The sequence below is a fragment of the Lysinibacillus sp. NPDC086135 genome, assembly GCF_044746345.1.
Lineage (GTDB): Bacteria > Bacillota > Bacilli > Bacillales_A > Planococcaceae > Lysinibacillus.
This window is the reverse complement of the sequence record NZ_JBIVCA010000023.1, coordinates 20902-32987: the sequence shown is the minus strand read 5'-3', so window position 1 is coordinate 32987 and position 12086 is coordinate 20902. Positions and strand designations below refer to the sequence as shown.

Here is a 12086-nt window from a genome sequence, read left to right as displayed (position 1 = left end):
TAGCCTTACTCCTCCGAATCTTGTTACTAAGGGTCACTTCTATCCCAAGTGACCCTTTTATAGTTACTTTACTCAAAAGTACCCTATAGGATTGATTTCGGTCTAGAAACAACATAGCTAATTATAAGTTTTAAAAAAATAATATTTACTATATCTTCACTCCACCTTCCTAATTGTCCAAACAACTGTATTCGATATGAATAAAATATTGTTAGAAGAGGAGGTGAATATAAAAATGGCATCATTTGAAATTGGAGCGAGAAGTCTTTTCAATTTTCGAAACGAACGCTTTTTCCTATTAGTTGAAGATGAAATTACAATTCCAGCTCAAGGTGTGGAGATTGATCCAGTTAATATCTATGAGATTGACCAACAAACTTTCAATTTTATTAGAGATGAAGGAGATACACCTGTGATTCGACCAGTTATTACTCTTCCACCTGTACCACCTGGATTTAAATTAGAACGAAAATGTATTTTTTCAGTTGATAATGCATACTACGTAATTTATGATTTAGAAAATGGAACAGATAACAATGTTTTATTAAGAATCGGTGCAGCTTTATTTAACTCTTTGAGAAATTCTGGTGTTCGTGAATGTGTTCCTCAAAATTTCATTTAAATAAATAGGTATTGTTATATATCCCCTCAATGTGGGTTATATTTAACAAACTGCTGTACAACAACAAGCGATCAATTTTATTGGTTGCTTGTTTTTTTATGTTTCCAACTTAAATGACATATCTTAATTTGGGATAGCAACCTGTTACATTGCATCGTCCCAGTTTGTTTTTGCACTATGCTATCCCGCCAATACGTAATTTAACCTTCCTACACGCTTTATTCGATGTAACTTGTGACCACGCTGCGGCTTTTTTAATGTATAGGTAACTTTAATTTGCACACTCTGATGTAGAGTGTAACGCACACACTTATTAGGCTGTGGTGTTGGTTGACCATCGCGGCCTCCCTCTCATTTAGGGTCACTCCAACTCAGTGACCCTTTGTATAGTTTCTTTCCTCATATTGTGCAGTAATTGAATCAATCCATATTTTCAAATATTACCTAATTATGTTATCCTTATATAGGTTAATAACCTATATATATCAGGGAGTTGTTATGCAATGAAAACAATGTCTACAATGGGATGGATTATATTTTTCTTAGGCACCTTTTTATTTTCACGCGGATGGAGCAGAGTATCAGGTACCTTCGAATACAATTCATCTATTCCAAATAAATCTGTTGCACTAATATACATTTCTATGGGCGTTTTTGTTATTTTCATTTCATTCTTTGTAAAACCTCAAAAAGATAAATAACTTTACTGAACAATTTCTTTCAAATATCCTTAAATTTTGATTCCAGTTCGGATTTCCACATGTACGAACGCTCTTTTGTTTCTACGTTATCTAACCAATACACAAGTTCTGTCATAGTAAGACCATCTGCGTTATCAGCAATTATTTCAGAAGTAGCTGTAATAACTTTGTAGTCAATTCCGTCAACCTCGTAAATTTCTCCAGGTTGAATTATTGGTCTACCGTTATAGAATTTCGGTTTTTTCATTTTTCACCCTCCTGTACAATATCTTTCATATTGTTTAGTACGATTTAAGAAACTTAATAAAGGTATTTGGAGAGTTACCTCCATTTTCAATACAGTCAATATATAGGTCTTCCACTGTATCATTTTCGTAGTACCCTTTGCTATCCAGCAAATCTCTAACAATCTTTTCATTTTCTCTCGCTATTTGAAATGACTCTCCTGCTACTTTAATCGCTTCTTGAATTTCTTTTGGCACTCTCATAAGTAATTCTCCTTCCCTGCATAATATCTTTCAACTAACCACTTTCTGTTTGCCTAATAATCCACCAACCCTAGGTCCAATCCGTCCGGCCATTTCAAGGTCCATAACAATTAAAGCTACATTTGCATGACTGATTAAAAACCTTTTTGCGATTCTATCTATTGGCACACCAGCATTCCACAGGCTTATAAATATCTCAATCTGCTTATGAGTAAAATCGAATTTCATATTTTCGTGAGCATCACCAGTAAATAAAATGTACTTCTCAGCTACTTTTCTGCCCATTCAATCGTCACCTCTGCTCTTGGATTATCTGAGTACCACTTACGAGCAACCAACTCAGTCACTTGGCTATCGTCATGCCATATAACCTTACTCAGACCGTCTTTAATGCCCTTCGCTAGATTATCGATGTCTGGTTTAGTTGTTGGTCGTAATGTTCCATCTAGTGCTTGCTGAAGCTTTTTCTTACTGTTACTGATAGCTTTTGGCATCTTTCGATACACATCAATGTTCAACTTAATTTCCTCGGTAATAAGCGTCTCTGGTGCTACTTGTGAAGCTACCAATCTCACGAATGATTTATAGTCTTTGGATTCCTTTGGATCGAATGCGCCATTTCGTGTCGCTCGTGGTCTTTGTTGTGCCTGTACATCACCTGGTATTTCAAATGTTAAAGTGTTCATATTTCCACATCCATAATCCTCAAGCTTAACGAGCTGTAATCTGTTATTTTCTTTGCTTTTTGAACGTCTTTGATAAGCTCTAGTTTGATAAAACCTAATTGTAGATGGTTCTACACCACGATCTGCAGCTATCTCTTTCACTGTTCCTATAGCCACCATCTGAACACCCTTATAAAGCGCGTATTCTTTCATGCTGTTACCTCCAGCAATTCAGGGTTTTCGTAAATGTTGCCTAATACAGTAATTTCATTTATCTCTGACCACAAAGAAATTGCGTCACTTCCGTTATCAACCCACCAACAACCTTCGGACATTTTTACTTGACCAATGAAATTCTCGTTTACTGAAACCACAGGTATTTCAACTTTTACAATATCCCCCTAAAATCTCCATACCGTTCTTGTCCTTTAAGCCTGTGTATTGCATAAGAATTACTTCCGAATGTTCATCAAAATTCATCCAACCTGGTTTTCGGTCATAATCCACATTTTCTGGCTCTACCCACATACAATGATCTGTGTAATTTTCATCTTTCGAATCCGTATTACCTACTAGCACTTTGTAAGACATAAAGTTGTATGTTTTATCCCAAGCCCGAAACTTAATCTCTCTACTCATGCAGCCATAGCCCCTTTCATTTTTGAAATAAGATAATCCGTAGCCTCTTCAGTATCTCTTAGCCCGACTAAAGCTCTCAGTTGATCCAAACGCTTATAAGCCATGATTTCGTTATGCTTACCGCCAAAGCGCTGGTGTTGACCTAAATACAAAATGAGTTGATCGATTAGAAACTGTTCATTCATGTGTTTCACCACCTAGTGCTTTACGTGCTACTTTACCTGCATCTTGCATAACAATTGATTCTGCATACATATCAACTCTGAAATGATTATTTTCACATGCATAAAACTCAAGAGCTTTTTTAAAATGAGTCATTTTATCAGTTGCTTTAAACGTTGCTTTTTCCATAATTTCATAACATTTTTCTGTTTGTATTAGTATAAAAACAAATTTATTTTATATTTATTTTTATTCCATATAAACTCGTATAAAATCTTTTAATTGGGGTACTTTCTGGGGTACCGTTATTTTAATCAAAAAATACAAAAGCATTGAGCAGGTGCAATTTTATTAATATCAAATTATAAAAAAATCACTCATTTTCTATTTCTTAAATGAGTGATTTAAAGTCACAATTAGTTTTAACTTTTATCCGAAGTAATTAGTAACTTTAATGTGTATAGTCTCGATGTCCATGCTTTAGTATTTGTAAATTCTAATCTTTATGTACCAAAATCAATACTGACAACACATTCCAATATTGATATAATTTAATAGAACTAACAACATATACAAAGGAGACTACTTTACAAATGAAGAAAAAACTAATTTTTAGCGCAGCGTTAGTATTAAGTCTAGGTTTAGCTGGATGCGGCACAGATTCGTCAAATGATGCCTCTAATAAAGATGAGCAAAAACCTGTATCTGCTGAGGCTGAAAAAACTAATGCTGATGAAAAAACTAAAGTTAAAGACGAAGCTAAGGCTAAAGAGGAAAGTGTTCCTAGAGAATATAAATCGGCTTTAAAGAAAGCCGAGCAATATGCAAAAACTATGCAAATGTCAAAAGCAGGGATTTATGACCAGTTGACTTCTGAACATGGAGAGAATTTCCCTGTAGAAGCAGCTAAATATGCTATAGATAACCTTGTATTTGATTGGAAAGAAAACGCATTGAAAAAAGCAAAATCATACGCAGAAATGATGAGTATGTCAGATTCTGCTATTTATGATCAATTAATTTCAGAACACGGAGAAAAATTTACTCCAGAAGAAGCTAAATACGCGGTTGATAATTTAAAATAAGTAATACTATCCACACTAAATATCGTGGAGGCACATAAAGGTCACTCAAATGAGTGGCTTTTTTTATTGGTGACTAATCAATAACTTTTCTACCTGTGTTTTCAGTGCTCGATTTGCATACGTCAACACTAGGTCTTCGCCAGCTGTGGCAACGGTCAAATCACTAAGTATTCACTATTCTTTTCCCACTTTACTACTTTAATTTTGTCTTTTGCCAACAAGCGCTTTAAGTTGTAATAATCGTTAGTGACTGCTTTTAATAAATTATCAAGGATTGGCAAATTTATTTTGCTCATTTTTAATGTTTCAATCGCTTTATAATCACGCTGTAATGATTGTACAGCCATATCATAAACGACAAATTTATGAAGAAGTTTTCTTTGCTCCGCATTTATCATACGACCTCGCGCTCCTTGTGGAAGACTGGAACAACTGCCAACACACTTTCAATCATAAATGTACGTTTTACCTGTTTACTGAAACAGTAAGCTTGAAATGAATCACCAACAATCTTAATGATTTTTATACGTCTTTTTGACACATTACCGTCTTTAGCAATGTACATCATATTTAAAAATTGGTTACGTTGCATTGTTTAATTAGTTGTTCTTTCATCATCCCACACTCCTCTAAACAAACCAATTCTTAGCTACAGCGCCTGCAAACGCTGCTGCTTTTTTTATGTTACAATTTACATAAATAACATAACGAGGTGATTTAACGGATATGTTTTTGGACATATTTCCAGGTATATACTTTATCGGAAGACTGCTTTGTTTTATTCCGCCTATATTATTACTACCTGTTATAATGGTGGTTTGTGTAGCGATTTATAAAACCTTACTCGGAAAAATATTACCTATTAAGATTTATAATTTATTACTTGTTCCTATTGCCCTACTTGGATTCTTTATTTGGGCTATTCCGATGGACATGGGATTTTTTGAATTTTTTAGAGCGATATTATAATCGCTCTATTTTCGTTTAATTCTCATATTTCATTAAGGTTCTTTGTTTTTGCGACACTCTCCAATAAAAAAATAGAATAGGTTAACTAAAAACTTAATCTATGTTAACCTATAACCATAAACTATAAATCATACCATTATTTGGAGGTGTTTTTTTGTCTGTAAAGAATAAAACATTACTTAGCTCGGTTTTTGATTTGGCATTATTTACTTTAGGAGGATATAGAATTTTTACTAACAACTTAGAAGCTATGTCAATTCTAGTAGCATATATTTTCTTTATTTGCGGATTAATAGGTTTTGTTTTTAATGTAGTAAAGTTGTCAAGAATTCCTCGAACTTAGCATTGCTTTGTTGCAATGCTTTTTTATATGATTGCACAATATCTTTCTAATTTACGTTGCTGGCTCACACTCTCTCTTGGCTATACATTTATTGTATTCCCCTGTCATTTACTGTCCAGATTCCTTCTGAACGATCGTTGTGAATTTCTATTACTTGAATTTCTACTCCTATTTGGTCTGTATACCAATAGCTTTGCTCAGTCGCTTTTCGGATTCTTACCCACATGCAGTTAGCCACTTTTTATTTTTACTGAACATTTTCTTTCAAATTTCCACATTGCCCCCTATGCAAACGACTAATCTGCTCAAGCTCCTCCTCACTGTTCCGTAGTTGCCTATAAGTCTTGTATTTCCTGCATTTCTTGGTTGGATCATTAACTTTCCATTTCGGACATCCACGACATTCGAGAAAAGCTATGTGGTCCTGTTGATTGATTAGCCTTGCTCTTCGCTGCACCTTTCCAACCTCTCTCCGTATCATCAGCACCAATCGTTCTAATTCTCATGATGACCCAGCCTTGGTGAATTTCTTTATATTTAGATCATCACCTAATACCTTTGCAACAGTTACTCTCCGCGCGAAAGTAAAATAGACGTTATTAATTTGGCGGTATTTTTGATTTAATGATTTTAGTGAAGTAAAAAAATGACTTGATTAATAGAGGTGATTCATAAAAAAGAATTTATATTATTTTTAACTATATGCCATATAAACTCATATAAAATCTTTTAATTGGGGTACCATTATTAAACATAAAAATATAAAAGCATCGAGCAGGTGCGATATCAAAAAATAGCTAATCTTAAAACCACTCATTTTTATTTTTAAATGAGTGGTTTTAACAGGTTATCCATTTTATAAAACTGCATTTATACTTATTGAAACTGCTCGACACTCACTTTTCAGAGCAAAAGAACAGTCACGCTCAAATGAACATGACTGAATGTTTTTCCGTATTTCAGACTAGGTAATGTACTTAATTAGATATTACTGCCCGTTTGTCACTGTTGGGATACCACGTTGAAGAAGTCCGGCTAAACCAGATAATGTACGATGTCCAGCCGCTTCACCTCGTCGACCATAAGCAACGATTGAAGAAGTTGTCCCCATTTCAACTGTACTTCTCCATAAACCTTCGCCAGATTCTCGTACCGCTTTATCGACTTTGTTAATAAAATCTGAATCTCCGTTATTAGCGAATGTATATAAATATCCTGTTGAATACGGATGATCATTAATTAGACCTGTAAGGTTTAAAACCTCGTCACTAGTTGGCGTTTGAGTCCCAAAGAATGTTTTTGCAGCCGTGAAAGTAGACCCAGATAAAGTAGCTGGTGAGCCATTAGTTAATGGGATCATAGCCATCAAAGCATTTGATTGGTTAGCAAGTACATAATTCTTGTAATAATTGCTTAGTTTTTTAGCTGAAGTAACTAGAGTCGATTCTGTAAGTGCATAAATATTATTTGTTGGAACAATACCATGACCTAACCAAACAAGAGATGCACCTACATATGAATCATATCCTGATGAAACATACGGTGCTCGCAATTGTGCCCAAGTAGTACCTTTAGCACCACCACCAATTGCAATCGAAACAGAATCCGAATCAACAGTGTTACCAAAAGCGTGAATCAAGTTAACTCCAGCGTTAAAAATATTTGTATAAAGAGGATCATTTTCAACTTCAGTTTGAGAATGGCCAAGAACAACGTCATGGTAGTAAGCTAAAGAACCTAACATCGCATACGTAGTATTAACAACACCGTTAGCCACTTTAAAAGTTGATCCATCAGCTGTTTTGAATGAACGAACAGTTGGATTTGTTGTACCAAATGATCCCGGATCAGTCATAAGAGTTTTACCGTGACCCGAATTTTGGCAGTGATATAGTATTTTTTGATAGTGTCGAGTAAGTGCTGTATTCAAGTACGCTTGTGAATCTCCTGAACCATTTACACCTAAATTATTATACGCATGAGTTGATTTACGAAGCATAGATAATGCTACTAACATAATTGGATAACCTGGATCAATTTCAACAACCCCAGCTTCCCAAGCTGTACTACCACTCGGAATTTCAATTGTGGCCTCCGCTTTAGTATGAATAGGTGTTGTATAGAAGATATTTAAGTTATGAACGATTGCACTCATCACTCGGTAAGAATCTGAATGATTTGGACAAATTTTGTCGTAAAGCGTTGTCAAGAATTGAATTTGCCATCCCATGCGTTGTAAACCAACTCCCGGAACTGCTCGCCCTGCGAAAACTCGCCCCTGTGCAATTTGGGCTTCATCAGCTCCTCTATAAGAAGAACCTTCTGGAAATTGTTCGTTAAAGAATTTTAATGCTTCGTTTACTGTATTTAATACTGCCATTTTTTTCACCCCAAGAATTATTATGTTTAATAGATACTAGTTACATATCACTTTTAGACTCTTATACTAATTAAGTCACATAAATATGAGCCGGCCAAGTTTGTCACGCTCCAAACTAGTCTACCAAGCGCAGGTCGGTCGTCAGTCTGTCTCTCCCTAATATAAAGGATATGACAAATACCAAGTTAGGGAAATATTTACATCACCTCCTACCTCCAATTATCTCTCATTTGTTTACTTAATGCACGAAGTAAACGAATGTAACATATGCACCATTGTACTTTTACAACAATTATTCAAGAATTTTTTAAAATTTCCCCTTGAACCTCAAGTTACTTTAGGTTATATGATAAAGCTATACTTTTGATAGGAGGAATTTTGATGAATAAGGATAGCAAGTTTTCTATTGGTGAATTTTCAGAAAAGACAGGAATGCCAATACCTACTTTGCATTACTTTGATGAAATTGGTTTATTACAACCCGAAAAGAATCCTTCTTCTGGGCATCGCACTTACTATTTTCAAGATATTATTACTTTACAAAAAATTATAAGCCTAAAATTTCTAGGGTATCGTCTAGATAAAATAGCAATTTTGTTAAATGAGTCGAGTTTTAACGTTGATTTGAATGAAAGTTTATCACTTCATTTAAATGCTTTAGTAAGTGAAAAGGAAAAAATTGAACAATCAATACAAGCAATTAAAAGAGTAATAAAGTTACTCGAAGAAGAAGGAGAAGTAGATAGTACGATATTATTTAGCCTTATCTACAATATGAAAGTAGAACATAAACATGAAGAATGGATGGAACGTCATCGTTTAACAGACATCGCAGAAGAGCTTTCAATCAAATCAGGGGAAGATAAAATTATCTTGGATAAAACATTTATTCAATTTTCTAAAGAAATGAAACAATTATATGGTAAACTCCAAAGTACAAGAGATGGTCAAAAACTATTTAGATCCCATTTTTTCATTTCTTGGTGACGATTTAATACAAAAGTTAGCTGATACTAATTTGGAAGAACTGGATATTCAAGAACTTGAAAAGATGACAACTTCTCCTTTCAATGAGGATGAACAAAAATGGTTTACTCAAGCAATAGAGTTTTATATGAAGCACGGAGAAATGGAATAAAAATCACAGGTACATCTGAGATCATTTCATCCTCCCCTCCTAAAATATTTTGCTGAAATACTTTTATGATTCGCTTCCCCTTGTGTCGAATATTCAAATTTTCAACTTCGGACTTATGTACAAAACCCACAAATACTAGAAATATTCTATCGGCGAGTTGACATTTAAAACGCAAAATATTAAGGTGTAAAAATCCAACAAGGATGTTTTTATACAATTACGGAAATATTTCTTGCCTTTTTACCGATTCTTTTTCTAATAATTTTCTATGTTGTCCCCTCAGTATTTGGAGTTTGGTTCGCATACATAATGAACAAACTCAAATTCTAAAAAGTATAGCTGAAAAGCTAGATAAATAATGTACTAATGGTGGTCTTCTATAGAAAACTCTATCCTCTCGAATACTGCAAAACTACCACTCACTTGATAATTCAATAGTTTGGATACCTAGTTATGTAATCTAGTACCGAGCGTCTGATTTATTCTTCTCCTGTTTGGTTATTCCTACAGGAGAATTTGTGTGGTATGTTATTCATGCACTTGATTTTCTACTTCACATTCAGGTGCATCAACGAAAACTCAGTTTTTCGTGTGATGTCTTTCATTTCACGTTTTGGCACTGTGCCCTCGTCACATTTCCACACTATCGTAGGTCTTCCACACGTTTCGTACACCTTTGAAATAAGCTACCCTATAATCACCTACAAAATCACCTTCATCTACGGCCATGCAAAGCTTGTGTTTTAATTTAGGATCTAACCCTAATTCCTACTCAAACTTGTCTTTCTCGTATACTGCATGAGCATTAATCGACAGGATATGACCACTACGTCTCGTAAGATCAATCATCCCTTTGCAACCAATGTTGAATTGAACTACTGTCATCCGCTTTTTGTTATTTTTTAATCGTAATAAGTAACTGTGACCCATTAAACCAAGTTCTAATCCGAGCTGTGTTGCTTGCATGACTAATGCCATTTGTTAAGTAGTCATCAATAGTTTTAGGCTTTGTTTGTTGTCCTTCTTTTAATCGTTTGCTATCCAGTCGAATAGCGGGAATTGTTTTTCAAGTGACCTCGAAGCGGTCTGAGTGCCCTTCTGCAACCTCATAGGATTATTTTGAGGTGATTTTCATACTCTTTTCGTGGCTTTTCCTCAACTTTTATCGATTCAATTACATTTTACTGTTTGAGCCCGCTTATTTCTTACTTTGTCTAGGCATCGTTTCCACATTCATCTTTTACTGAATATTATAAGAACATAACTAATAAGTTGAGGTGAAATATGGATTTCAATCATTTACGTTATCTTGCGATAGGCGATTCCCTTACTGTAGGTATCGGCGTCCCGTTTTTAGACCCTGGATATGTTGAATATTATAGATATCTAAGCCAGCAAATTTTAAAAAAGCGTATTTCTTATCAAAAACATGCAAGGTCAGGAGCAACGACAGAGAATGTTTTAGCTATGCTTAATGCGCCGATTGTGATGGAAGCTGTAAAGTGTGCAAATATCATCACGATAACAGCTGGGGGGAATGATTTAATAAACGCTGCTAAAGAATTTCTAATAAATAACAACGAAGAAAGTATATCTTATGCTATTAAGCAATCAGGGAAAAACATCTCAAAAATATTAGAAAAAATTCATCATCTAGACAAACAAGAAAAATATATTTTACGATTACAGAATTTATACAATCCATTTAGCGATATTCCTATAGCAGACGAGGGCATTCGAGCGTTTAATTCATTAATTAACCGTTTTGGTCGGGAATTGAATGTTAAAGTAGCTGATATCTATAGTGTATTTAAGGGGAATGAAAAAACTTTACTATCATCAGGAGGAATTCATCCTAATAGTAGGGGATACTATCAAATGGCATTAGCTCTAAGTAGGCTCGGATATTCCCCGTTATAAAGCTAAGGGCTGTCAGGACAATCTAATCCTTTTTATTTTATGAGCTATTACTTATTATTTTTCTAGCAAGAGGCTGACAATCATTGTCAGCCTTTGAACCATATCAGAAATGGAAATGATGGAATTATAAATTTCTCAAATCACAACGCATTTACCTTATTCACATTTCCAAATTCCTTATTCTTTTTCTGTCGTGTTTTTTTGACAAAAGATAAAATGATCGTTAGGGTTCCAAATGTGTAGATGATCAGCACGGTATCCACGAAGCCATAAAATACCGTTAATTCGTCTAAGATAAAAACCTTTCGGAAAATTATCGTCTTCAGTTAGTTTTTCGGATGCTATTGTTATGGAGCCAGATGGAGCTTGTTGTTGCTGTAAAGAATCCCCTGAATAACCTTCAGTTTGATCCAGATACTCCATCCTTAGATAAGGTCCTAGCTCAAGCGGACACAATTTCAAACCAAGTTCCTCAGCTCTTTTAAAGATTCGATCCGTATTAGCTCCATCAGGAAAGCCAAGGTCTCCAACAGTTAGTTCAACAGTCTGAAGGCTGTACTTCTTATCAGAAGTTGTAAATTTATCAGCAGTAAATAACTTCTCTCCATACTCATTCATCAAGATAGAGTACTGTTGCAATTTCTGAATAAGCTGTGATTTAGTAAGGCTGCCAACTTCCACCGTTCTAGTGATAAATGGGCAATGTGGGTATATTTCGTTATTTTCAATACGCAATTGTAGTCACTCCTATCAAATTTAGTAACAGTTTGAAAATACAATATAGAAGATTATATTTAATTATTCTACAATTACCAATAAATCTCCTTGTTTAACTAACCTGTGCTGTTAGTTGGTGGTAGAAAAAAGCAATAAAAAGAAGCAACCTTCCGATTACTTCAACATCTATCCCAAAATACTATTCCTTACTCTAAAAATTAGATAGTTTCATGTACTTGAAAATTGCTCGCATGCTA

The 12086-nt window shown here is 34.6% G+C and carries 15 protein-coding genes and 3 pseudogenes; 5 read left to right on the top strand and 13 right to left on the bottom strand.

Annotation, left to right across the window (positions count from 1 at the left end; translation table 11 throughout):
- Positions 1 to 235: 235 nt before the first annotated feature.
- Together ACIPKN_RS22940 and ACIPKN_RS22935 are read left to right on the top strand one after the other, a co-directional pair.
- Positions 236 to 622: a spore coat protein gene (locus ACIPKN_RS22940; RefSeq protein ID WP_400940559.1), complete on the top strand. Its 387-nt coding sequence runs from the start codon at positions 236 to 238 to the stop codon at positions 620 to 622.
- 503 nt (positions 623 to 1125) lie between these two features.
- Positions 1126 to 1323, top strand: coding sequence for a hypothetical protein (locus tag ACIPKN_RS22935; RefSeq protein WP_400940557.1), 198 nt, complete (start codon positions 1126 to 1128; stop codon positions 1321 to 1323).
- A 19-nt stretch (positions 1324 to 1342) separates the two neighbouring features.
- Here the strand turns inward: ACIPKN_RS22935 and ACIPKN_RS22930 are convergent, their stop codons facing one another.
- From ACIPKN_RS22930 to ACIPKN_RS22900, 7 genes and pseudogenes are all read right to left on the bottom strand, one after another.
- A complete protein-coding gene (locus ACIPKN_RS22930) occupies positions 1343 to 1570 on the bottom strand; it encodes a hypothetical protein (protein ID WP_400940554.1) in 228 nt (75 codons plus the stop codon).
- Between the two features lie 34 nt (positions 1571 to 1604).
- A complete protein-coding gene (locus ACIPKN_RS22925; RefSeq protein WP_400940552.1) occupies positions 1605 to 1811 on the bottom strand; it encodes a hypothetical protein in 207 nt (68 codons plus the stop codon).
- Positions 1812 to 1841: 30 nt separating this feature from the next.
- Positions 1842 to 2096 carry a hypothetical protein gene (locus tag ACIPKN_RS22920; protein WP_400940549.1) on the bottom strand — a complete coding sequence of 85 codons (255 nt, stop codon included), beginning with the start codon at positions 2094 to 2096 and terminating at the stop codon, positions 1842 to 1844.
- A complete protein-coding gene (locus ACIPKN_RS22915; RefSeq protein WP_400940546.1) occupies positions 2081 to 2689 on the bottom strand; it encodes a RusA family crossover junction endodeoxyribonuclease in 609 nt (202 codons plus the stop codon). The genes ACIPKN_RS22920 and ACIPKN_RS22915 overlap by 16 nt, the downstream gene beginning before the upstream one ends.
- A pseudogene (locus tag ACIPKN_RS22910) lies at positions 2686 to 3067 on the bottom strand (YopX family protein). Before ACIPKN_RS22910 ends, ACIPKN_RS22915 begins: the two are co-directional and overlap by 4 nt.
- Before the next feature lie 44 nt (positions 3068 to 3111).
- On the bottom strand, positions 3112 to 3300 hold the full coding sequence (locus ACIPKN_RS22905) for a hypothetical protein (RefSeq protein ID WP_400940544.1): 189 nt from the start codon (positions 3298 to 3300) through the stop codon (positions 3112 to 3114).
- Complete coding sequence (locus ACIPKN_RS22900; protein ID WP_400940542.1) at positions 3293 to 3466, bottom strand: hypothetical protein; 174 nt, start codon at positions 3464 to 3466, stop codon at positions 3293 to 3295. Before ACIPKN_RS22900 ends, ACIPKN_RS22905 begins: the two co-directional genes overlap by 8 nt.
- 404 nt (positions 3467 to 3870) lie before the next feature.
- Here ACIPKN_RS22900 and ACIPKN_RS22895 point away from each other — a divergent pair, with 404 nt between their 5' ends.
- Positions 3871 to 4362 carry an Ltp family lipoprotein gene (locus tag ACIPKN_RS22895; protein ID WP_142510644.1) on the top strand — a complete coding sequence of 164 codons (492 nt, stop codon included), beginning with the start codon at positions 3871 to 3873 and terminating at the stop codon, positions 4360 to 4362.
- A gap of 155 nt (positions 4363 to 4517) precedes the next feature.
- On the opposite strand, the gene ACIPKN_RS22890 is transcribed toward ACIPKN_RS22895, so the two are convergent.
- The 4 genes from ACIPKN_RS22890 to ACIPKN_RS22875 all read right to left on the bottom strand — a co-directional run bounded on the left by ACIPKN_RS22890 (position 4518) and on the right by ACIPKN_RS22875 (position 8054).
- Complete coding sequence (locus tag ACIPKN_RS22890) at positions 4518 to 4760, bottom strand: YhjD family protein (protein ID WP_400940540.1); 243 nt, start codon at positions 4758 to 4760, stop codon at positions 4518 to 4520.
- A gap of 1002 nt (positions 4761 to 5762) precedes the next feature.
- Positions 5763 to 5900, bottom strand: a complete 138-nt coding sequence (locus ACIPKN_RS22885; RefSeq protein WP_400940537.1) for a hypothetical protein — start codon at positions 5898 to 5900, stop codon at positions 5763 to 5765.
- A 148-nt stretch (positions 5901 to 6048) separates the two neighbouring features.
- Entirely contained in the window at positions 6049 to 6180 is a 132-nt protein-coding gene (locus tag ACIPKN_RS22880) for a hypothetical protein (RefSeq protein WP_400940535.1), read from the bottom strand.
- A 482-nt stretch (positions 6181 to 6662) separates the two neighbouring features.
- Positions 6663 to 8054 (bottom strand): hypothetical protein, encoded by a 1392-nt coding sequence (locus ACIPKN_RS22875; RefSeq protein ID WP_400940533.1) that lies wholly within the window; start codon positions 8052 to 8054, stop codon positions 6663 to 6665.
- A gap of 381 nt (positions 8055 to 8435) precedes the next feature.
- Between ACIPKN_RS22875 and ACIPKN_RS22870 the strand changes: the two are divergent.
- A pseudogene (locus tag ACIPKN_RS22870) lies at positions 8436 to 9192 on the top strand (MerR family transcriptional regulator).
- Positions 9193 to 9867: 675 nt separating this feature from the next.
- Here the strand turns inward: ACIPKN_RS22870 and ACIPKN_RS22865 are convergent.
- A pseudogene (locus ACIPKN_RS22865) lies at positions 9868 to 10170 on the bottom strand (recombinase RecT); the annotation flags it as partial.
- Between the two features lie 306 nt (positions 10171 to 10476).
- Between ACIPKN_RS22865 and ACIPKN_RS22860 the strand changes: the two are divergent.
- On the top strand, positions 10477 to 11112 hold the full coding sequence (locus ACIPKN_RS22860) for a GDSL-type esterase/lipase family protein (RefSeq protein WP_400940530.1): 636 nt from the start codon (positions 10477 to 10479) through the stop codon (positions 11110 to 11112).
- A 177-nt stretch (positions 11113 to 11289) separates the two neighbouring features.
- On the opposite strand, the gene ACIPKN_RS22855 is transcribed toward ACIPKN_RS22860, so the two are convergent.
- On the bottom strand, positions 11290 to 11847 hold the full coding sequence (locus ACIPKN_RS22855; protein WP_400940528.1) for a helicase: 558 nt from the start codon (positions 11845 to 11847) through the stop codon (positions 11290 to 11292).
- Positions 11848 to 12086 lie beyond the last annotated feature (239 nt).